Source organism: Leptospira kmetyi serovar Malaysia str. Bejo-Iso9, from assembly GCF_000243735.2.
Lineage (GTDB): Bacteria > Spirochaetota > Leptospiria > Leptospirales > Leptospiraceae > Leptospira > Leptospira kmetyi.
Map to the genome: position 1 here is coordinate 282,660 of NZ_AHMP02000001.1, position 21,768 is coordinate 304,427.

General features: G+C 45.9%; 20 protein-coding genes. 10 read left to right on the forward strand and 10 right to left on the reverse strand.

From position 1 onward, the window contains the following. Positions 1 to 44: 44 nt before the first annotated feature. Positions 45 to 908, forward strand: coding sequence for an alpha/beta hydrolase family protein (locus LEP1GSC052_RS01360; RefSeq protein ID WP_010572295.1), 864 nt, complete (start codon positions 45 to 47; stop codon positions 906 to 908). A gap of 235 nt (positions 909 to 1,143) precedes the next feature. On the opposite strand, the gene LEP1GSC052_RS01365 is transcribed toward LEP1GSC052_RS01360, so the two are convergent. The 5 genes from LEP1GSC052_RS01365 to LEP1GSC052_RS01385 all read right to left on the reverse strand — a co-directional run bounded on the left by LEP1GSC052_RS01365 (position 1,144) and on the right by LEP1GSC052_RS01385 (position 7,430). Further along, positions 1,144 to 1,641 (reverse strand): MarR family winged helix-turn-helix transcriptional regulator, encoded by a 498-nt coding sequence (locus tag LEP1GSC052_RS01365; protein ID WP_010572294.1) that lies wholly within the window; start codon positions 1,639 to 1,641, stop codon positions 1,144 to 1,146. 50 nt (positions 1,642 to 1,691) lie between these two features. After that, entirely contained in the window at positions 1,692 to 3,017 is a 1,326-nt protein-coding gene (locus tag LEP1GSC052_RS01370) for an amidohydrolase family protein (protein WP_010572293.1), read from the reverse strand. 125 nt (positions 3,018 to 3,142) lie between these two features. Beyond that, positions 3,143 to 4,360: a HupE/UreJ family protein gene (locus LEP1GSC052_RS01375; protein ID WP_010572292.1), complete on the reverse strand. Its 1,218-nt coding sequence runs from the start codon at positions 4,358 to 4,360 to the stop codon at positions 3,143 to 3,145. 10 nt (positions 4,361 to 4,370) lie between these two features. Continuing rightward, positions 4,371 to 5,210, reverse strand: coding sequence for a peptidylprolyl isomerase (locus LEP1GSC052_RS01380; protein WP_010572291.1), 840 nt, complete (start codon positions 5,208 to 5,210; stop codon positions 4,371 to 4,373). After that, the gene (locus LEP1GSC052_RS01385) at positions 5,211 to 7,430 is read right to left on the reverse strand and encodes a DUF3604 domain-containing protein (RefSeq protein WP_010572290.1); all 2,220 of its coding nucleotides are present in this window, start codon (positions 7,428 to 7,430) and stop codon (positions 5,211 to 5,213) included. A 285-nt stretch (positions 7,431 to 7,715) separates the two neighbouring features. Here LEP1GSC052_RS01385 and LEP1GSC052_RS01390 point away from each other — a divergent pair, with 285 nt between their 5' ends. The 4 genes from LEP1GSC052_RS01390 (at position 7,716) to LEP1GSC052_RS01405 (ending at position 12,603) form a co-directional block, all read left to right on the forward strand. After that, complete coding sequence (locus LEP1GSC052_RS01390; RefSeq protein ID WP_020985484.1) at positions 7,716 to 9,140, forward strand: OmpP1/FadL family transporter; 1,425 nt, start codon at positions 7,716 to 7,718, stop codon at positions 9,138 to 9,140. A gap of 11 nt (positions 9,141 to 9,151) precedes the next feature. Beyond that, a complete protein-coding gene (locus tag LEP1GSC052_RS01395) occupies positions 9,152 to 9,940 on the forward strand; it encodes a hypothetical protein (RefSeq protein WP_010572288.1) in 789 nt (262 codons plus the stop codon). A 21-nt stretch (positions 9,941 to 9,961) separates the two neighbouring features. Then, positions 9,962 to 11,704: an alkyl sulfatase dimerization domain-containing protein gene (locus LEP1GSC052_RS01400; protein WP_010572287.1), complete on the forward strand. Its 1,743-nt coding sequence runs from the start codon at positions 9,962 to 9,964 to the stop codon at positions 11,702 to 11,704. Between the two features lie 83 nt (positions 11,705 to 11,787). Then, positions 11,788 to 12,603, forward strand: coding sequence for a helix-turn-helix transcriptional regulator (locus LEP1GSC052_RS01405; RefSeq protein WP_010572286.1), 816 nt, complete (start codon positions 11,788 to 11,790; stop codon positions 12,601 to 12,603). 60 nt (positions 12,604 to 12,663) lie between these two features. Here LEP1GSC052_RS01405 and LEP1GSC052_RS01410 read toward each other — a convergent pair whose 3' ends face one another. After that, positions 12,664 to 13,830: an adenylate/guanylate cyclase domain-containing protein gene (locus LEP1GSC052_RS01410; RefSeq protein ID WP_244265263.1), complete on the reverse strand. Its 1,167-nt coding sequence runs from the start codon at positions 13,828 to 13,830 to the stop codon at positions 12,664 to 12,666. A 235-nt stretch (positions 13,831 to 14,065) separates the two neighbouring features. On the opposite strand from LEP1GSC052_RS01410, the gene LEP1GSC052_RS01415 reads away from it, so the two are divergent. From LEP1GSC052_RS01415 to LEP1GSC052_RS01430, 4 genes are read left to right on the forward strand one after another with little or no spacing between them, the layout of a single operon-like run. Then, positions 14,066 to 15,106: an MBL fold metallo-hydrolase gene (locus LEP1GSC052_RS01415; RefSeq protein ID WP_040912704.1), complete on the forward strand. Its 1,041-nt coding sequence runs from the start codon at positions 14,066 to 14,068 to the stop codon at positions 15,104 to 15,106. A 5-nt stretch (positions 15,107 to 15,111) separates the two neighbouring features. Then, complete coding sequence (locus LEP1GSC052_RS01420; protein ID WP_010572283.1) at positions 15,112 to 15,537, forward strand: YeeE/YedE family protein; 426 nt, start codon at positions 15,112 to 15,114, stop codon at positions 15,535 to 15,537. Continuing rightward, positions 15,534 to 15,971 carry a DUF6691 family protein gene (locus tag LEP1GSC052_RS01425; protein WP_010572282.1) on the forward strand — a complete coding sequence of 146 codons (438 nt, stop codon included), beginning with the start codon at positions 15,534 to 15,536 and terminating at the stop codon, positions 15,969 to 15,971. The genes LEP1GSC052_RS01420 and LEP1GSC052_RS01425 overlap by 4 nt, the downstream gene beginning before the upstream one ends. Positions 15,972 to 15,983: 12 nt before the next feature. Further along, a complete protein-coding gene (locus LEP1GSC052_RS01430) occupies positions 15,984 to 16,790 on the forward strand; it encodes a sulfite exporter TauE/SafE family protein (protein WP_020985446.1) in 807 nt (268 codons plus the stop codon). Between the two features lie 6 nt (positions 16,791 to 16,796). Here the strand turns inward: LEP1GSC052_RS01430 and LEP1GSC052_RS01435 are convergent, their stop codons facing one another. Further along, positions 16,797 to 17,720, reverse strand: a complete 924-nt coding sequence (locus LEP1GSC052_RS01435; protein WP_010572280.1) for an NAD(P)/FAD-dependent oxidoreductase — start codon at positions 17,718 to 17,720, stop codon at positions 16,797 to 16,799. 166 nt (positions 17,721 to 17,886) lie between these two features. Here LEP1GSC052_RS01435 and LEP1GSC052_RS01440 point away from each other — a divergent pair, with 166 nt between their 5' ends. Next, on the forward strand, positions 17,887 to 18,804 hold the full coding sequence (locus LEP1GSC052_RS01440) for a LysR family transcriptional regulator (RefSeq protein WP_020985377.1): 918 nt from the start codon (positions 17,887 to 17,889) through the stop codon (positions 18,802 to 18,804). Between the two features lie 22 nt (positions 18,805 to 18,826). Here LEP1GSC052_RS01440 and LEP1GSC052_RS01445 read toward each other — a convergent pair whose 3' ends face one another. The 3 genes from LEP1GSC052_RS01445 to LEP1GSC052_RS01455 all read right to left on the reverse strand — a co-directional run bounded on the left by LEP1GSC052_RS01445 (position 18,827) and on the right by LEP1GSC052_RS01455 (position 21,705). Continuing rightward, a complete protein-coding gene (locus LEP1GSC052_RS01445; protein ID WP_010572278.1) occupies positions 18,827 to 19,387 on the reverse strand; it encodes a heme-binding beta-barrel domain-containing protein in 561 nt (186 codons plus the stop codon). A gap of 129 nt (positions 19,388 to 19,516) precedes the next feature. Beyond that, complete coding sequence (locus tag LEP1GSC052_RS01450; protein ID WP_010572277.1) at positions 19,517 to 20,995, reverse strand: adenylate/guanylate cyclase domain-containing protein; 1,479 nt, start codon at positions 20,993 to 20,995, stop codon at positions 19,517 to 19,519. Positions 20,996 to 21,075: 80 nt separating this feature from the next. Continuing rightward, positions 21,076 to 21,705 (reverse strand): TetR/AcrR family transcriptional regulator, encoded by a 630-nt coding sequence (locus LEP1GSC052_RS01455; RefSeq protein WP_020985389.1) that lies wholly within the window; start codon positions 21,703 to 21,705, stop codon positions 21,076 to 21,078. Positions 21,706 to 21,768 lie beyond the last annotated feature (63 nt).

Here is a 21,768-nt window from a genome sequence, read left to right on the forward strand (position 1 = left end):
ATCGAGTTCGTTGAAGAAATTAGATAATTCTCACGCGTTAAAACATGAACACAAATAACTCTGAATTTTTCGTAGGCAGTATTCAAACTCGAATCCGGGACGAGATCCAAAATCTTTCCTTTCCGGTTCTCATTCAGTATCCGACTCTTCATTCTCCCCAACCCACTTTGTTCGGTCCTTATTCGATGAATGTTTCGGTTGACGCGGAAATCGCGGATGGAAAGTTTCCTTTGATCGTGATCTCTCACGGGAACGGAGGTTCTCATCTTGTCTATCGAACGATTAGCGCGTGTTTGGCGAAGAACGGTTATATCGTCGCGATGCCCGAACATTTCGGCAACAATCGAAACGACAACTCCCTGGAAAACACGATCGCAAATCTTGTCAATCGTCCCAAACATATCAGCTTGACCGTCGACTCGATTCTTTCCGATCCGAAATTTAACAAATGGATTCAGTCCGATAAGATCGCCGTGATCGGACATTCTATGGGAGGTTATACGGCTCTTGCTCTCGCCGGTGGAATTCCTTGGACCCAAGAAGCGGAAAAAGTCGAAGTGTCATCGGACGCGAGAATCAAAGCGATCGTACTCATGGCGCCCGGGGCCGGATGGTTTATGAATTCGTTGAGTCAGGTTACGATTCCGATTCTTCTTTATAGCGCCGAACACGATCCGATCACTCCGTCCTGGAACGCGGACACCGTCCGCAACGGCGTTTCCGATCCCGCACAAGTCACGTATCGATTTGTTTCCAATGCGGGACATTTCTCTTTTTTAAGTCCGTTCCCGGACTCGATGAAAAATCCGAACTTTCGTCCTTCGACCGATCCGGACGGTTTTGATCGCGAGAAATTTCATAGGGAACTTCCGAAAGAGATCCTTGAGTTTTTGAACGAGAAGTTATGATTGTACGACAATATTCTTCTTTTTTAATATACTAAAATATCCCGCAATTTGCTAATACGAAGACGCTCCGCCTACGATAAAAGCCTTTCCGTTTTGCAACGTATGGGACGTAGCGGAATATCGCCCTATTCTAAAACAGGAAGCTCGGTTCGATTTTATAAATAAAACTTTCAAATACTTGAATATTCTAAAATAATCATTCTCTCCTAATTGGCGCTTAAAACGGTTTCTTTTCTTAGGATTTCTTTTTCTGGTTTTTTTTCGGATTGAGATTCATTCTTGTCTGTTTAGGCTCCGCAGCCATAAACCCCGAAACCTTTCGCAGCAATCGAGCAAATAGAATGCTGTCTTTTTCACCCAGATACTCGGAGATACCCGCGCAGTAATCGTTGAATTCTTTTTGATAACCGAGCATTTTGGAACGGCCGATCGGCGTAAGACGGATTCGAATCACTCTGCGATCGGTTGGATCGGATTCACGAACGACATAACCGAGACGAAACAACGAAGAGGTAGTTTGGGTCAGAGTGGAAAGTGATATTTCAAGTTCTTTTGCGAGATCGCTGATCCTAAGCCCGAGTTCTTTTTCCTTCAATCCGCTTAAGATCATGAGAACATGCGCTTCCGCTCTTCCCAATTCGTCGGGAGCGTGATGACGTCTACCGCCTTGCTTTCTAAACTCAAGCAATGCTTGGGTCAAAACCTCGGCCGCCGAAGCCTCTTTTTTCTTCATAATGTTCCATTAGCGACGTACCGTTTATTACGTTCAACGTATAAAAAATTCTAACGAAGTTGAACTCCGTTGCGCCAAACCGCACGGATCGAAAGTGTATCGGATATTTTAGAAATCGGATCCCCATCGACCAACACGAGATCGGCCAAATTTCCGGGAACAATTCTACCGCGATCGGTAAGTCTGAACCTACGCGCAGGAGTCGAAGTCGCCGCACGCAACGCTTCGATCGGTTTCAAACCGGCTTCGACGAGTAACTGCAATTCGTGATGTAAGCTTGCGCCATGCGCAAGTCCGCCGAGATCCGCGATCGGTTCCGATACGTCGCTGCCCACTAAGATGTCGACCTTTGCTTTATGCAGAGCCAGTACGGTTGCAAACGCGTCTTCCAGTTTGCCTTGCGGATAAACGTTCATGTTTTTGCGTAAAGAATCCAACCACAACTTACTCAGTTTAGAATTTACTCGCTGATCATCGGCAAGCGCATCCGCACTCTTTCCAAAAGCGGAGGAAAGGGTCACAAGCGTAGGAGTCACAAAGGTTCCGGAAGAAGCGATCTCATCGACGAACTGAGGCGTAGGCTTTCGATCAAAGAACAAATGTGCCAAGCCGTCGATTCCTGCGGAAATCGCCCTTTGTCCTCCCTCCACCGTAGTCACGTGAGCGATTGCCAGTTTGCCGTGACGATGAGCCGCTTGAACCGCCGCTCGTATCGTTTCGTCTTTCGTAACCGGAAGCCCCGGAGTACCGACCGTCGAACCGTCTTCGATGATGATTTTGATGTAATCCGATCCGTCCGCAATCTGTTGATCGACGAATCGAACGGCTTCTTCGGGACTGGATACGAACGGATAACGAAAGAATATTTTAATCAATAAGTTATTACTCAGCGCCATGTATTGCGAAGGATGACCTCCGGGAGGAGTAATCCCCATACCCGCCGATCGAACATCGGCAACGTCCGTACGTTCCGCAACTTCTTTTCGTTCGCCTGGAGTCCATCGACCGGTCATTTCCAATTCCGTGGTAACGCCGAACAACAATGCGTCGCGTAGACCGTCCCTATCGGTGTGAACATGAGAATCGATGAGACCGGGCATTAAGGTTCCTCCCTGTGCGTCCACGATAATCGCGTTAGGCGGAATCTCTCCTCCGATCGTTCGGATATGACGACCTTTCAGAACCAGGATCGTTTCACGGATTACGTTTTCCCCATCGAAAATTTTTGCGTTGATGATGGCGATAGGACGGCCTTCGTCGTAAACCTGTTTCTTTTTACAATCGGCAAAAACTATCAGAATGATCGCCATTGTCAAAGTATGCAGAACGACCTTGGATACGATCCCGGATTTATTTCCAACGCTTTTTTGACTCATCCTCTTCTCCTTTGCGGAAGTGCGCCGCAATACTACGTAAAACATATACTACGTTAAACGTAGTATATGTTTTACGTAGTATATGAAAAACAAATCCGAGGTCAAGCTGCAAAAGGACGTTAAAATCAAAAACTGCGTTGCACGAACCAATAGGCTCCCAACGCGGAAAGCAGGAATAAAAGGAGCAAGGGCGCTAGTTTTGCATATCGCGGATCGATTTTTGGGAACAAGGTTTTTCTCAAACAAAAACCGATCAGCAACGCCGAAAGAACCAGAAGAAGCTGACCGATCTCGACTCCAAGGTTAAAACCGAAAAGCGGCTCGATCAGCCGATCCTTCTCCAATCCGGTTTCCAATAAGAATCCGGCAAATCCGAATCCGTGAATCATTCCAAAAACGACCGTTGCGATTCCGAGATAAAAACCTCTCCTCTTCTTTTGGGTCAGATACGGATTGAGTGAAAGATAAGAAATCGTAAAAATCGACATGCCGAGATACGCGAAAAGAATATGCGTCGCCTGTTTGTTCAAAAGCCAAGCGAGAAAACCGACCGTCGAAGGAAGAAGCGCGACTAAGATCGAAATGGAATTCGACGTTCTGGAACGTACGTATTCCGCGGAGATGATCAAGATGGTGAGTCCGATAAAGGCTTCGATTCCGTTCGTATCCGGTTTGATTTTTCCTAAGACCGCGATCGAAAGAGTAAGACTATGCCCGATTGTAAATCCTGTGACTGAGATCAGAATTTCCCTCCATCTCGTTGCGCTTAACAATAATGCTAAGAGAAATGCGATATGATCGATTCCCGTTCCGATATGTTCGATCCCGGCGACAACGAACGAGAAAAATCCCGAGCCGGAACGGGAAGTCGTTTCCGATTCTTGTCGAAAATCCCATTCTACGCTTTTGGATTGAAATAATTTTTCCGCGAGATTCTCCCCTTCAAAACTCAATCTCGCGTAGTGAAGATGCGAGGGAGAATATTCGAATAAACCGGTGTAAACCATTCTACTCGGAGAAGAATTGCGACAATCAAAACGGATCTCCAATCGGACAAAGGAAGAATTGGATCGCAACTTCCGAGGCGGAGAAGAGAGTTCGCACTGCGTTTGATCGGTATAAAACTCGATATGGTTTCGAACGTATTTCGCAAAACGATCCGCCAAAGATTCGGATTCTTTTTTGTTAAAAGGAATTCGTGTCGCTTCCTGAGTCGGCAAGGTGATGACGCCCGTGATCGAACCGGAATTCACTTTCCAAACGGAAAAAGATTCGCTTCGATTGTGAGAATTAACTTCCGTGAAAGCGACAAAGAAAAAGAGAACACAGATCCAAACCTTCATCGAAGACCTTTCAATCCTTGAGATCGCCGATCGTAACTTTCGACTTGGATCGCAACCAATCCAAATATTCTCTCAAAGCCTCGTTTCCTTTTTCTTGAATATAAGAAGTTTCTACTTCGTTTTTGATCGCGGAAAACGCGGGAACGAACCCCGGTTCTATGGCGAGAATCTTAAGAACCAAATATCTTCCGCCGGATAAGATCGGCTCGGAAACTTCGCCCGCTTTCAATCGAATTAAGACCTCCACGCCGTCCGATCCCAAGTAGTCCAAGAGTTTTCGCAAAGGCAAAAAATCGCCTGGAACATCGGCAACCCTGGAAGCGGAGGAAACCGATCCGCCGTCCCGTATCGCCTTCGACAATTGTTTCGCGGCGTCTTCGTTCGATTCCGCATAAACAAGAATCTTATATCTCGAAGAGTTTAAGAACTTATCCTGATTGGAAAGAAAGTAGATTCTAAGTTCCAGCTCGTTCGGTTTTTTGGAAACCTGTTCGGAAAGAATCGATTGAATCACCGTACTCACGATCTTGGATCGTATGGAACGGTCTTCGTTGGCATAACCGAGTTCGAGGCCTCTCTGTACGAGAAGTTCCTCGTCGATCAAACGGTTCAACACCCTCTTTTTTACTTCTTCGTCGATCGGACTTTTTGTATCCGACGCATAACCGGATAAGGCGCGATAATATTCATCTTTTTGAATTTGATTTCCGTTGACTTCCGCGATCGCGTCCGACAATAAAATTTCCCTTTCCGGATAAATCAAACCGATCGCGGCCAGAACGAATCCTAAAACCGCGCCCGCGCCTAAAAAATATTCGGGCTTCCCTTCTTTCCACTTTTCAAAAAACATTTATTTTGAATCGGGATGAACGAGATAAATCGGAGAAGACCAAGCTCTCTCTTCCACGTTGGCGAGACAATCGTCCTTAGGATCCGTGCGATAATCTCCGTGACAAGGTTTAACTTTGACACAACGACCTTGTTCGTCGTATTCGCATCGAAGCTGGCCTCCGTTGACCGCCGGAGAAGGTTCTTCGATCGCCCTCGCGTAGTAGACTGCGTTTCTTCCCGATGACGCATAACTTGTATCTTGGAATTGAATCTCACATCCCGCTGGATCGGGTTTACACTGAAACGTTTTCCAAGGATCTTGGATCAGTTTTGAAACCGATTCTCCCGGAGTCACTTGCGGAAGAATTCGAATAACTTCGATTCTCGTGATGAGTTTTCTCTCCGAAGAAGGATGATAACATTCGCCCCTGCAAAGTCTTTGCAGACGTTCCTTTCCGATTCCGGCGATGCTACTATCGGGACATCCGCTCTTTTGACGAAACGCGCCGATCGCCTTCACTCGAAACAACGGATTTTTAGAAAGAGAAACTTCCGAACCCATCGGAGCGGAAACGGGTTTTTCATTTTCAACGGATGCGTTTTTCAAATCGAACCAAAGAAGAATTCGATCTCCCGAAGTCGCATACACTTCTCTTTGATTCAAGGAATTCCAAATCGCATCCCGATCGCGTCCTTTAGAATGCACCGCAACCAATCCCGCGGTTAGAAAGAATGAGGCTTGTCTTTCCGTTTCCACAACGTCAAAACCGGCAAGACCGCGAGGATTGATCGGAACGGAATAAGAAGTCGGTTTCTTTCGGTTTCTTGCAGGTTCCATAATTCCGAACGCATTCGGTTTTTCGGGACCTGCGGCTTCGGTAAAACCTTTCCGCCAGATTTCCTTATAACCGTTTCCTGCTCTCGCAGTATGGGAATCGCTCGAACCGATAAACCCGAACCGAAAGTTGCGCGGATGATTGGGATCATCAAAATTAGTAATTGCTAATGCATATTGAACCGAGTTTCCGGGTCTGTAATTGAACGCAGGTAAAAAACAATCGGGGCACTGACCCGCATTTCCCCAATCCTCCGGAGTAGCTCCCGGAACGGTTAAGAATCCGGACACGCCCGCAAACGCATGGTTCGCTCTAGCGTCTAACGCTCTTTTTTCGCATTCGGTGATCGATTCTCCGTCTCGGAGACATCTTCCGCGGATGATTTCCCCCGCTCTCCAACAAGAAGGCTCGAAACCGAAAGCGGGTTCGTTGCAAACGGGTTTTCCATCCCGATCAAAACCGACTTCCTGCCAAGGCCTGTATTCTTCCGCATTGCCGTGACCTGAATAGATTTCGACTAATCGTTGTTTGGTTTCGTCGTGGTCCTTTCCCTTCAGCTGTTTGTCGTATGTGATCCCGGGCGGAGTATAAAAACCCCAAGTAGTTCCGTGAGGAATCACCAATGAGGGAATATTCCATTCTTTTAATTTTTGAAAAAGTTCGGAAGGAGTGGAAGCCCATTCCGTACAATCTTTCGGAAGATCTTTTACCGGAACGCCGGACGGACAACGTGGAATCGATAGACGCTCCGAGATAAAATCCGAAAAATCGGAATACGCCTTTCTGTTTCCGCCGGGAGCGACGATCCTAAGAATCGTTCTTTGAATCAAACCGGGACCGGCAAACGCGTCCGCAGTGGGTCCGGCGGCGCCGATCGGCCGCGATGGAACCTTGTCTTCTTCCGTATCTCTGAAGATGACGTTTCTATGTCCGTAATGATTTTGAACGTTGGTCCCGATCTGAGTCCATTCCCAACCGAGAAAGGCTACCAGATCCGGATTCTTAGGATCGCCTGCGCTCGCGTTGCATTGACGGATCGCGTCCTTCTCTTCTTGCCACTGTGCGGGAGTCATTCCTTCCGCGTGATCGTTGATGGACCAAAAATCCAAAGAAGAACAATATCTTGCAAAGTCACAGGCGTCCTTCGGTGGATGAGCGCCTTCTCCGTTCAACATCGGAAGGCTGATCGCAAACGCGTCCGGGGAGAATGTGGTATGAACGTGCAAATCTCCGAAAAGAATCTGTTTTTCTTCGGAAGACTTTTCTTGGATCTCAAACTTCGGGGAAGAATCGGTCGCCGAAGTCAAAAAAGGAAAAGGGGACGAAATCCAATCTCCGTTTGCGGACGCAAAAGCGAACGTGATCAGGGCAAGCACAACTAACGCGGAAATTTTTTTCCTCATTTCCTACCTTCCTTTCTCCTTTTTACGAACTTTGAAAACCGAGTTTGGGATTCTTTTCGCGAAACGTTTAGAAACAAGCTAAAACGTTAGTTATAAAATGCAATATATTTTCAATATAACGGAACATTTTATAACTAAAACAGAAAATTAAATTGATAAGCGAAGTGCGGCGTTCGTTTCTTGAGACAGTTATTTACTATAATGAATAACGTGTTTTCTCCGTTCCCCGTCAAATTCGCCTAAGTTGCAAATAGAACGGGACCGGGTTTTACAAAAAGGAGAGTCATGCAGACCCTATTGAAACAAGGTTCCAAAAGAACGTTAGTTGTCTTACTCATTTTAACCTTATGGATACAATCCTCCAACCTCTGGGCAATCGCAAGCAACGGAAGAAACGCGATCAACGCAAGATACGAAGGTCTTGCGGGTGTGAATTTCGCCTTGGGAGGATCTCCGATCGATGTCGCATTAAATCCGGCCAATCTTTCTCTGATCAAAGGGAAGAAGATCGAGTTCGGTTTGGGAGCGACTTATGCGCAGGTAAAATTTCAGGATCAGTTCATAGACAAGGATCCGAATCTCGATTACACGAATTCTAAAACGAGAAGTTCCGGCGGACCGGCTCCTTATCTCGCTTTAAAACTTCCCGTTACGGAAAACCTCGACTACGGATTTGCGGCGTATGTTTACGGAGGAGTCAACGGAGCGACCGAAAAGATCAATCGAAACACTCCGACCGGAGAATCGGTCAATCAATGGGCGGGCGTGGATTTACCGGGCCCCTTGGGAACGAGTTCTCGCATCCAAGAAACCACTCTCAACCGAGGCCTGTTTTTGAAAGCGGTCAACGGTTTATCGTATCGCATCGGAAAACTTTCTCTGGGAGCCACGCTTGAAATTAACTACGCATCCCAATTCAGAAGCATCCATTACTACGACGCATCCGGAACCGTAGAGTTGCCCGGCCAAGGTTTTCGTTACGACAGCAGACAAAACGCACTCGCACTCAGCGGAATCTTCGGATCCAATTATACGATCGCCGATTGGTTGAGAATCGCATACGTTTATCAAACCAGAACGACCTTCCCTTTCGACGGATCTTATTCGGTGGGTGTGAACAATCCCCGTTACTATAAAACGACGGGCGCATCGTATCAGTTCAATCTTCCCGAAAAACACGGCCTCGGATTTGCGATCGGTCCCGAGAATTTCAAAGTGGGAATCGACTTCGTTTATTCCAACTATGGATCATATCTGAAGAACGTTCATCAAAACTTGGAAGACCCTTGGTATCCGAGTCCGCAAGGACAAACTGCAAACGTAACCGGACATTTGAATTATAGAAATCAATGGGGCGCTTTGATCGGATTGGAACACAAGCTGAATCCGGAATGGACGTATCGTCTCGGATACAGTTATAATTCTCCCGTAGTTTCCAGCAACGGTTTGAACGGAGCGCAAGGAATCGTTCTTACCTTACAACAGGTGATCGCCGCGGGATTCAGTTACGCAAGCGGTCCTTGGAGTTTCGATTTCGGTGCGAGTTATTTTCTTCCCGGGAAACAGATCGAAGGCGGAAAGGGAACGGACTGGGCTCTCACTCATATCGTGAACGGACCGAACAACAGAAATCTTATCGGTTATTCTTACAACACGCAGGCGCTCAATTCCATCGGAATCAATATCGGCGCGACGCGTTCCTTTGAATGAGGGAGAATGGTATGAAGAAGATTCTTCTTTTATTCTTCTTAACGGTTCCCGCTTTCGAACTCTTTTCGTTTCAAGTTTTGGTAACGAAAAATCGGGAGCCGATCCGAGGCGCTATCGAATCGGAAAACGCGGATCAGGTGGTGTTTCAATCCTTGGACGGAAACAGAAGAATTTTTTCCAGAAAGGAAATTTCATTTCTGATCTACAAAGACGTATCCGAGGATGAATACAATAAAATCTTAGAAGGCCTTGCGATTCGGAATCCGCAAGAAAAAGATATTTCCAGAACGATCGAAGAACGTTCCCGATGGGACGTCGTTTGGAGAAGCGCGGTCGTACCGGGTTGGGGTTTGTATCACGCCGGTGAAAAGAGAAAGGCGGCTTTCGCGTTAGGCACCTTTGCCCTTTTTATCGGACTCGAGATACAAGGCCATAAAGACCTGGAATCCAGAAAGGAAAAATACGATCGATCCGGCGATCTTTTAAACGCATATCTTCTTTCCACGCGAAACGCCGATCCTTTCGTTCTTGTCAGTCTCCAGGCGCAAAAAGAAATTCAAAGACTTCATTATGAAAACGCGGAATACAAGGCCAATATCAAGTCCGCTCTTTTGGCGATCAAGTATCTCGTTCAATTGGGCTTCGCCTATTACTACGGAACAAAATGGGAAAAAGGCGAGATCGGTTCCGGATGGAAGTTCGATATCGGTCGAGATACCGCCGGAATTCCGCAGTTGGACAACGGGGCGCTCTTGGGCGTCTCCCAAAAATACAATCTATCGTATTCGTTGAAATTCTGATAGAAACCGAAGGAAAAACAAATGAAATACATTCCATTTTTTAAATATTCTTTTTTATTCTGGATTCTGATTCTGAATTTCGGATGTAAAACGAACCCACACAAAGAAACGCACGAACATTCACCTCTGAAACTGGAGGAGTTCACGAAGGAATTTGAAAAGAAAATCTACGAGGTTACGCCCGGAGTTTACTCCGCGGTCGGCTTCGGAATCGCGAACTCGATCCTGATCGTAGGCAAGGACGGTCTCATCATCGTGGACACGATGGACGATCTTAAATCCGGCGAAGAAGTTTTTAAGGAATTCCGCAAGATTTCCAAACTCCCCGTCGCGGCGATCATCTATACGCACAGCCATCCCGACCATATCTTCGGATCAGCGTCTTTTTTAGACGGCGGTAAGCCGGACGTTTACGCACACGAAAATTTACAACCTACCGTAGAACGTCTTGCTAGTGAAACCACTCCGATCATCAGCACTAGAAGCGCTCGTATGTTCGGTAATTTTTTAAAGGGAAACGATTTTGTAAACGTGGGAATCGGTCCTTATCAAGGGTACAACAGCGAGACTCGTTTGGACTACGTTCCCCCCACCCGCGTCTTTCGTGACAAACTTTCCGTAAAGATCGCCGGAGTTTCTTTGGAATTGATTCACGCTCCCGGAGAGACGGACGATCAGATCTATGTTTGGCTCCCCGAAAAAAAAGTGATCTTTACCGGAGATAATTTTTACAAAGCGTTCCCGAACCTTTATACGATTCGCGGAACCTGGTTTCGAAGTTTAAAGAATTGGTATAAGTCCTTGGACATCGTTCGAGAAATAGAACCCGAACATTTGGTTCCGAGTCACGGCCGTCCCCTTTCCGGTTCGAAAGAAATTTACAACGTGATCACCGATTACAGAGACGCGATTCAATTTGTGCACGATCAATCTCTCAGAGGAATCAATCGAGGCCTTCACCCGGACGATTTGGTCGAATCCGTTCGGCTTCCTTCTCATTTGACGAACTCGCCCTATCTCAAAGAAGTATACGGAAAGGTTTCTTGGTCCGTCCGTTCTTTGTTCAACGGCAATCTCGGCTGGTTTAGCGGAGATCCATCCGATTTACATCCTCTTTCCAAGGATAAAACCTCGGAATTGATATCGGAAATAGCCGGAGGGAAGGAAAAACTCTTAAACATTACGAAATTAAAATTTTCTAATGGAGACTTTCAAAGCGCCCTTCAACTCACCGGGCACATTCTCAGAATCGATCCGAGCGATCGAGAAGCGAAAAAAATACGCATTCAATCTTTGGAAGCCCTCGGAAGAAAAGAAGAGAACGCAAACGCAAGAAATTATTATCTGACGGAAGCCCTGGAACTGAAGGAGAATTTCGTGGCCAAACTTCAGGTGAAACCGAGTAAACAATTACTAAGCAAGTATCCGGTTTCCGTAATTCTCTCCAGTCTTGTCACGAATTTGGATCCTATCCAAAGCGCGGACGTGGATCAAAAGGTCGGCTTTCGTTTCAAAGACACCGGAGAAGAATTTACGATCCACGTTCGAAAAGGTGTGGCGGAACTGAAATCCAAACTTTCCAAAGACGCGGACATCGTCGTCGAGTTGGATTCTCAAGAATGGAAGGAAACACTTTCTAAGATTCGAAATCCGTTGACGACCATTCCCGGATTCAAATATACCAAGGGAAACTTTCTGGCCTTCTCGCAATTTTTGAGTCGTTTTTCCCCGCTTACTCCGAAACTCGCTTTTGAGAAACCGTAACGCAATTACGGATTGTATTTGCCGTCGACGAAAACGCCTTGTATAATTCCCCGAGGTTGAGAAAATACATACAGGCACTCTCAATGGAAATAAATTCTTCCCCGATCGATCGCCCAGAGATGATATGTATTTGGGGAAGTCGTTGTTTGTTCGCGGGTCTTTTACCGGACCTAACCTTGCGTCGCCGAGCCGCCGCGACGGTTTGTATCAGTTTAGACGGAGAATTTCAAGTTTCCTTGAATAACGAGGATTGGATTCCGTTTCGCACCGCATTGATTCCGCCGATGGTCGATCATTCGATTCGATTTTCAGGCGCGTATTGTGTTCTTCTTTTTATGGACTTAAGCAGTCCCAATTACGAATTTCTAAGAGCATCCAACTCGGAAAAAGAAAACGAGAATATCTTTATTTCTTTGAACGAAGAGGAACAACTTTTGGAAAAGGTGGAACAAATTCTTTCCGCTGATTCGAACGATCGGCTCGTGGAATTGCTCAATCAGATGCCGCCCTTATCCGGAAACGAATCGAGAACCATCGACAATCGGATTCAGAAGATCGTTGAATTGATTACGACGATGCCGCAAGAAGATCATTCCGCAAAAGATCTCGCGGAATTAGCGGGAATGTCCGTTTCCAACTTGGAACATCAGTTTAAAAAAGAAGTCGGAATTCCGTTTCATTCGTTTCGAACTTGGTTCAGACTTAAGTTGACCGTTTATTCGTTGTTACACGGCATGACTCATACGGATGCGGCGCATCGGGCCGGTTTTTTCGATTCCGCGCATTTTACGAGAACCTTCCGTTCCACGTTCGGATTGCCTCCTTCCGAAATTTTCAGAAGCACAAGACAGTTAAAATCCTATATAGAAGTTCCCGCGAGTTACGCCGAATCTTGGTGATCGGTCTTCTTGGAAGAATTGAATCGATTCTTACGATGCGACGGCTTACTTCCCTCTCGACTATTCGTAACTTAAGTATGTGGTCATCATACCCTTGCCTTTCACATCCACGCTTCGACTCGTTTCAATCCAAGATTTATCCTTCAATAAATTGTAAGTAGACTCCGAAATTTGAATTCTACCCGATACGCCGTGCGATTCCAATCGACTCGCGGTGTTTACGGCGTCGCCCCAAAGATCGTATGCGAATTTTTTTCGACCGATCACACCGGCAACGACCGGGCCCGAATGGATTCCGATCCGCATCTTTAAGACGTTGCCTGATGGATCCCGTAAAGTTTTTATAAATCGTTGCATCTCGATCGCCATGTGCATAGCGTCTTCGGCGTGATTTTCGTTCCAAATCGGAATCCCCGCGGCGACCATGTATGCGTCTCCGATCGTTTTTATTTTTTCCATTCCGTATCCTTCGGCGAGAATATCGAAGTATGAAAACACATCGTTGAGAAGATGAACCAAGGCTTCCGGAGAAACCTTTTGAGACATCACCGTAAAATTCTCTATGTCTGCGAACAAAATCGAAACCATCGGATAACCGTCCGCAATGGTCGCCGAACTTCGTTTTAATCTTTCCGCGATGGGCGCGGGCAGAATGTTCAGCAGAAGTTTTTCGGCGCGATCGTGTTCTTGTTTGTTCTTGGAGATGAAATAATACAAACTGAAGAAAGTCAGCGTTCCGGCGCCCGTGATGTTCACGACAAAGAATAAAATTCTTAGCTTAGGATCCACGTTTACCGTCGTCAACGGAGGATACATTTCGGCGAATCCGGTTAGAATCAAAACGATCAGAAACAATCCGAACCAAATCAAACCGTGGCGAATCGGACCGAAGGAAAGAGCGCCTAACGGACATAGAATCGCCCAGATGATGACCGCACCCGAGTTTTCAAAGCCGCCCAAGCTCAACTGTAAGAATACGGGAAGAATGAGAATGAAAAGAAATTGCAGAAACCGAAACGCCAAGTATTTACCTGTGAAATAGACAAAGAGCAAACTCAGTAAACTGAGAATCGCGTAACCGCCCGGGATCAAAGCCGCTTGCGGAAAACCTAATATAAAATAAAGCAGACTCCAAAGAACGCCCACGACCGTAAAGGCCTTTGAAAATAGAATCAATCCGTTTCTGTGAAGATTCTCCCGTTCCGAAATTTGTATCGTTGGCGACATTGGTTCCTCGATGGAAGAATGAAAAAAGTTATTTATCATCGGTCCTTTCGTATCATAACCTATAGAAAGAATCCTTCGCTTGTATAATTCTGCAACGGATCTCGAAAAAAATTCTCCCCCGCTTTTGAACTTTTTCAAACCTCTGCAGTTTTATACAAGGCGCGTCGTCTTCGAAACGTTATACTCCAACCCGTGTTCGTTTCGATCGAAAGCGGACTTCAACAAAAAGGAAATCATGAAGGACATTATTTTTTACCAGCTCTTCGAAGTTCAATCTTCCACATATACGTATTTAATCGCCGATCCTGAAACGAAAAAAGCGGCGATCATCGATCCCGTTTGGGAAACGGTCGATCGGGATTTAAAGCTGATTCGAGAACTCGATCTGCATCTGAGTTATATCTTGGAAACGCATATCCACGCGGATCATATCAGCGGAGCCGACGAGATTCGCGAGAATACGATGGCCGAAACTGCGATCAGCTCTTCGGCCGGAATCGATTGCGCTGATATACAACTCGAAGACGGTCACGAACTTTTTCTCGGAAACAAAACGATCACAGCGATCGCGACTCCCGGACATACGAATTCCTGTATGAGTTTTCTTTTTGAAGGAATGGTCTTTACGGGAGATTCTCTTTTGATCGGAGGAACGGGTAGAACCGATTTTCAGTGGGGGTCCGCCTCGAAGTTATATGATAGCATAACGCAGAAATTATTCTCCCTTCCCGAAGATACTCTGGTTTATCCGAGTCACGATTATCACGGCTTAACTTCCACAACGATCGGATTGGAAAAAAGATTCAATCCGAGGATCGGAGGCGATCGCTCCAAAGAAGATTTCAGAAAGATCATGACCGAACTTCAACTCGAGACTCCGAAAAAAATGCATATTGCGGTTCCGATCAACTTAGGATGCGGCAAACTCGAAGCCGTAAAGGTAATGAATCCGAACGCAATCTCCGGAATCCCTTCCGTTTCCAACGAAGACGTATTCGAAAAGATCGGAAAGGTAAGAATCATAGACGTTCGTTATCCGGGAGAATTCTACGGAGCCTTGGGACATATCAACACGGCCCAACTCATAACGTTAGGCGATGATTTAACGAAATTTTTAGAGAACGGTGATCGTTCGGAAGAAATCGTATTCGTATGTCGCAGCGGAAAACGTTCCCGCAAAGCGACGGAAGAAAGCATTCGTTTAGGTTATAAATTCACGGCAAGTATGGCAGGCGGCATGTTGAATTGGAACGAGAGATCACTGCCTAAGGAGTAGGAAACATGACGACAGAATGGGTGATGGGAATCATCGGAGGAACGTTAATCGGCATTGCGGTATCGTTGATGCTTTTGTGGAACGGAAGAGTGACCGGAGTGAGCGGCATCGTATACGGCGTATTGATTCCGCAAAAAGGCGACACGGAATGGAGATGGTATTTTATCGTCGGTTTGTTACTCGGCGGGCTTTCCTTGAAAGCGGCCGCTCCCGATCTTTTAACGGTCGAGTTACAAACAAACACGTGGATCGGCGCGTTAGCCGGAATACTCGTCGGCTTCGGCGCGATGTTGGGAGGCGGTTGCACCAGCGGACACGGAGTTTGCGGAGTCAGCAGATTCTCCGTTCGATCCATCGTAGCCACGATCGTTTTTATGAGCACGGGTATGATGGCCGTGTTGTTTCTTCGGAAAATCGGGTTACTGATATGAAGTATAACTTCGGCGCTTTGATCGTCGGTTTATTGTTCGCGATCGGATTGGGCATTTCGGGAATTTTACAACCTTCTAATATAGTCGGCTTTCTGGACGTTTTCGGAAATTGGAACCCTACCCTTCTCTTTACGATGGCGGGCGCGGTCGGCGTACATTTCGTCACGTATAAATTAATCCGAAAAAGAAAAACTCCCATGTTTACCAAGGAATGGTTTATTCCCACCCGAAAGGAAATCACTCCGGCCTTGGTCGTCGGTAGCGTCATTTTCGGAATCGGCTGGGGATTGGGCGGTTATTGTCCTACCGTTTCGATCACTTCCCTTGCGAGTTTTGAAGCGAGACCGCTCATCGTTTTCGCGAGCATCATTTTGGGAATGTTGCTCTTTCGATTCATCGATCAAAAGATGAATCTTAAAAACAAATTAGAATAATTTGAAACTCTAATGCTCATACTCGGATACGTTGCATCCTTCGTTATGGGAACTTCTCTCGGACTCATCGGCGCCGGTGGGTCCATTCTCATGGTTCCCATTCTTTTTTATTTCTTCGGGCAGGATGCGACACAATCCACGACAAATTCTCTTTTTATCGTAGGTGTGACCGCATCTTTCGGAGCGTTTATGAAGGCAAAAAGCGGAAATCTCAATTTGAAGCTGGCGACTCTTTTTGTGATTCCGAGTTTCGTGGGAATTTATATCGCAAGACGTTTGATTCTCCCTTACCTTCCGGATAGTATCGTCTCCGTTTTCGGCTTCAACTTGACGAAATCTTTTTTGATGATGATCGTTTTCGCGATCACGATGATCTTCAGTTCTTGGGCCATGATTCGTTCGGGAGAATCTTCCGGGGAAGAATCGCCGGAGTTCCGTTTCACTTCGCTTAACGTTTTTTCGATCATACGCAAAGGTCTGATCGTCGGAACGATCACCGGGTTTATCGGAGCGGGAGGCGGATTTCTCATCGTCCCCGCTCTTGTGCTTTTGCTCAAGTTTCCTCTTAAGGTTGCGATCGGAACCTCGTCCGCGATCATCGCGATAAATTCCCTATTCGGTTTTACGATCAGCTTTACTTCGATGCAAATCAAAGATTGTCCCTTACTATTGACCGTTTGTTTCCTCGGGATCGCGGGATTGTTCTTCGGACAGATTCTTTCCCGAAAAATCAAAGCGCGATCTTTAAAACAATGTTTCGGTTACTTTGCGCTTTTGATCGCGGCTTGGATCGTATGGGATCAAAGCTTCCGTTTATAAAAGATATTAATGCGACATCCCTTCGAACTTTTCTCCCAATAACGAGGCGACGGTTCCCGCACCGGCCATCCCTCCGGATGCGGCGGCCAATAAAACGGAATGACCCATACTCACGCTGTCGCCGCAAGCGAAGACCCCGTCCACCGTCGTGGCTCCTCTTTCGTTCACCTTGTAAAGTCCGAACTGAGTTTTTTCGCACCCGAGTTCCTCTCCGATCGTCGACTTGAGTTTAAACGGAAGAATCGGTTGAAAGAATGCGGCGTCCCTTTCGATGATCGTATCGTTTGCAAGAGTGATCGCATTGAGTCGTTCTCCTTCGTGCAAAAAACCAGTGATTTGTTCTTCGATCAATCGAACATTATTTCTTTTTAATAGACTTTTTTGTTCCTCGCTGAAGATCGCTTTCCCGTTCGTAAGAAGAATCAAATCGGAAGCAAGATCGTTTACCAAAGACAACATATGGAACGTCATTTCGCTGTTGGAAATCAATGCGATACGAGAACCGCGAATTTCGAATCCGTGACAGTAAGGACAATGAAAGATCGATTTCCCCCACAATTCTCGAAAACCGGGAACCGGCAAGGGACGATCCTCCACTCCATAGGCGAGAATGATTTTTCGAAAAGAAGCCGTATCACCCGAAGAGAACTTCGCATTAAAACCGAAGACCGATTTTTCAACGGATACGACCGATCCCTCAAAGAAAGAAATCGTTTTGTATTTTTCCAGATCTTTCCGAACCAACCTTCTCCATTCGGCGGGATGAATCCCGTCTCTCGTTGGAAAATTATTCAGGTGAGAAGAAGGCGCGTTTCTCGGACGATTGTCGTCGCAGATCAAAGCGGTCCTACTCATACGTCCCAATGCGAGCGCCGCGCTAAGCCCCGCAGGTCCGCCTCCGACGATCAAAACTTCCGAACCCAATTTCATAACCTCATCTCCTGAAAAGAAGCGCAATCGCGTCCTCTCCGACAATTCTGATTTAAAAGTTGAAGTACGTTTGCGGCTGTAAAGAAGAATACGAAATAGATTCAATTTTCTTGATATTGATACTTATTTGATTGTAATATTGATACCTTTATAGTATCAATGTAATATGGACTTATCGAAACTAAAATCTTTTATCGTATTGGCGGAAGAATTAAACTTCAGAAAAAGCGCGGAAATTTTGGGAATTTCACAACCTCCTTTGACGCGATTGATCTCTTCCCTAGAAGAGGAGCTTTCCACAAAACTATTCGAACGAACTACGAGACAGGTTCAACTTACCGGAGCGGGGATTTTTCTTTTGAAAGAAGGCAAGGAAATCATCGCCCGAGCCGAAAATCTCGAACGGGAAGTCCGTTCCATCGGCAAACTCAAGGCTGGAAAGTTAAACATCGGTTTTTCGACGACTTCCTTTCTCGCAAATCTTCCTCAAATCATCGACGAATTTCAAAATCGTTTTCCGAAATTAAAATTTCAACTGCATCAGGAAACGAGAATTAGAATTCCAAAAGGATTACGATCGGGACACTTCGACGTTTGTTTTATGGAAGGAACCGTTTCGGAAGAAGACTTGGAAAGTCGTTCCGTTCACGACGAAGGACTCGGAGTTTTAGTTCCCAAAAAACATCCTCTCGCAAAACGAAAGGAAATCGAACTTCGAGAACTGAAGGACGAAACGATCATATTACATCCGAAAAAGGAAGCCGGAAAATTTTATGACACGATCTCCCAACTTTTTAAACAAAGCGGAATCAAGCCGAAACTATACGTGAAAAACGATCGGGAAAGTTGTCCCATCTTAGTCGCGACCGGCAAAGGGGTTTCTCTTACGGTATTGGGGGCTCAAAACATCGCTCCTTCCGAAACTCAATTCGTTCCGATCAAAAAATTATTTCTTCCCGTCTCGGTTTTTTGGGCGCCCGAAAACAAGAACCCTTTGTTGAAAACATTTTTGAGTTTTGTGATCGAAAGCGATTCTTTTAAGAATAAGAAGGCGGAATGTCTTATGGATGTGATGCGGCTTTAAGATATTTCGATTCGAAAAAAGTTCAGCTTTGCTTGCGAATCAAAGAATTCTCATCCGTATGAGAAAACACTTTTCCGTAAATCTGGATCTTTAATTCCTGAGAATAAAAAAGATGATCTCCTCGAATGACAAGAATATTCTTAAATTCTAATGCTTTTGCGTTTGCGGTCATAAACGGAGGTTGAATGATTCCCCAATCCGCGCTCCCTTCCTTTGCATTGACTTCCAGATGAATCGGATCGCCCGCCTCCGCGTATATTCCGCCCGCTACGACCGATGTTCCTCGAGGAATGGTAAACGCGTGAAAGACGATTCCCGTTTCGGCTTCCCACATCCAATATCCGGTTTGATCGTGGATCACCTGATCGCTGGACTTATCGCTTACCAACTGGCGATAATAAAGTCCCGTTAAAATCTGTGATTGCGCGTTTGTGGTAGAGCCGATCGGTTCGTAAGTAACGGTTTCATAATATCGTTTTACATCCTTTCCGATTTTTTCCGGCGATATATCAAGTCCCTTATCCCCTTCCCAACGTCCGATGAGATGAACCAGCGGCCCGTACGTTTCGTTTCCTTCGATCATTGCTTCCTGCTTTCTTTTATCGTAGGTTAGACGATTCCTAAAGACTCGATCGCAACGTTTTGCTCATTCTACGGTGACGTTATCGGATTTTTTACAATATAGATTGCCTCATCTAAAGAAACAAAATTCTTATATTTCTTTCTTGCTCAACAGTTCATATCGTCTTTGAAACTCTTCGTTGGGAATCCGTTCCTCACCCTTACGTCGAAGTTCGGGCAAGAGTCCGTTGACAAAATACATTTCAATCTCCCCTTTGTGTTTCGCTGGCACGGCGCCGCGATATTCGCAGTTGAAAAAATCCTTTACTAGTTCGTATGCGGCTCTGGAAATATTAATGCGACCCGGAATACCGGACGACTCGCAGCGACTTGCGATATTGACAGTATCGCTCCACACGTCGTATGCGAACTTCTTCTCGCCGATAACACCCGCTACCAAATCGCCGGAATGAATTCCAAGACGAAGTTCCCAATAAGGAAGACCTTGATTCGCTTTGATTTCCTTCATTTGATTCATAAAGGCTTGAATTTCCAAAGCGGCCATCACGCAGTCGACCGCGTGTGTTCCGCTTGATTCCGGAATGCCGCCTGCGAACATATAACTGTCTCCGATCGTCTTGAGTTTCTCAAGATTGTGTCTTTCCATTACGCTATCAAAATAAGAGAAACAACGATCGAGTTCAGCGACAAGTTCCGTTGGCGACAACGTTTCCGCAATTTGTGTGAAACCTTTGAAATCCGTAAAACATACCGTTGCGCTGCGATGCAAACGCGGTTCGGAAACTCCCTTCTCCTTTAACTCCTGAGCGATTTCTTCCGGTAATATGTTAAGAAGCAACTGCTCCGACTTTTCATGTTCCGCTTGGATCTTGGCTTCCGCTTCGTCACTACCTCGAATGAAAAGATACGCAAGCAAAAGAAGAAACAACTGACTGCCGATCACATCCATAAGAACTTCATCGGCTCGGAGAGTTCCGGGCGCGGGCTCCGCTCCATACAAGGCCTGTCCTCCCAAAATTTTGAAATAGGTCTCGCGTGCGATAAACAGACAAAACGGAATCAAAGCGAGGACGATCCTAGTTACTTTATGTTTGCGAACCACGAGGAGCAAAGGAAGAAGCATTGCTACCGATAGATATAAATGCGCCTGTTGACCGGGAAAAGTGAAGATGATGATCACATCCATCACCCACAATGTGAAACACAAAAAAACCTGAGCCGCTAGTATGTATCCCCTTCTCAATAGAACCCAACTAACGGCGATTGTCGTTAAGAATATAACGGTAAAGACGTTCAAGAATAGAATCAAATCGGAAGGAACGGGTTGCACCCAGGCCATAAGGATCAGCATCGCAAGAATGAAGAGAGTGTTGCCGGTGAGACGAAAGGAACGTCGTTCTTCTTCGGGGAGATCGGCCAATAAGTGACGCCCGAGTATCCAGTGGAAAGCGGATCGGATCCTGGTTATCATAGACGCAACCTCCTGACGGTGCAAAGAATCAGAACTAAAAGACGGGAGAATCTCTCCGATGTAAAGTCGGTTTCCGGTTAGAAATAAATTCCCGAGAAAGAGTATTATATGAAGAGGAAAGAATTGATTTGCAAACAACGGATTTCGTTGTAACCGAAAATGTTAAGCGACAACTGTTACCATAAAATTATCGGATTCTTTAATCCCGGCGGCGCTTCTCACTTTTTATCCGACTTCATTCCGGTATAAAGATAATGGATCAATTCTTTCGTGATCCGTCTCGCTTCCTTCAAATCCACGGAACGAAACATCACCTGCTTCCCCGCTAAAAGAACGGCGATGCCGTGCACCATGGTCCAAGCGGAAGTCGCGGAACTCACCGCGTCCTCGGTCTCAATGACGCCCGCCCTTTGACAATCGCGAATGATCTCGACGATGATTTTAAAAGAATCGTCTTCGGTCTTAACCAAGGACTTGTATTTGGAATGGCTTTCGATCTGATTCCCATACATGATGCGGAAAAGATCCGGAAACTCCAAAGCGAACTCCACGTAACAAACGCCGGATTCTCGAAACAGAAGAAGAGGTTTTTTTCTGTACTTCGACTGAAGTTTTTTTTGCCGTTCGGAAAGCATTCGAAAACCCTCTTCCGCGATGTCCGCGTATAAGGATTCCAAATCCTCATAGTGGCGATAAGGAGCGGATTGACTGACCCCCGCGTACGAAGCGGCTTTTCGAAGACTCAACGCCTTATAACCCTCTTCCTTTAAAATGCGCAGGGAGGCTTCCAATAAGGCTTTTTTTAAGTCGCCGTGATGATACGAATTTTTATCCGAAGAATTTTTCATGTTGACGATTATTACATTCTTGATTCTAGTCGAACTAACTAATGTAATAGCTGTTCACATTGA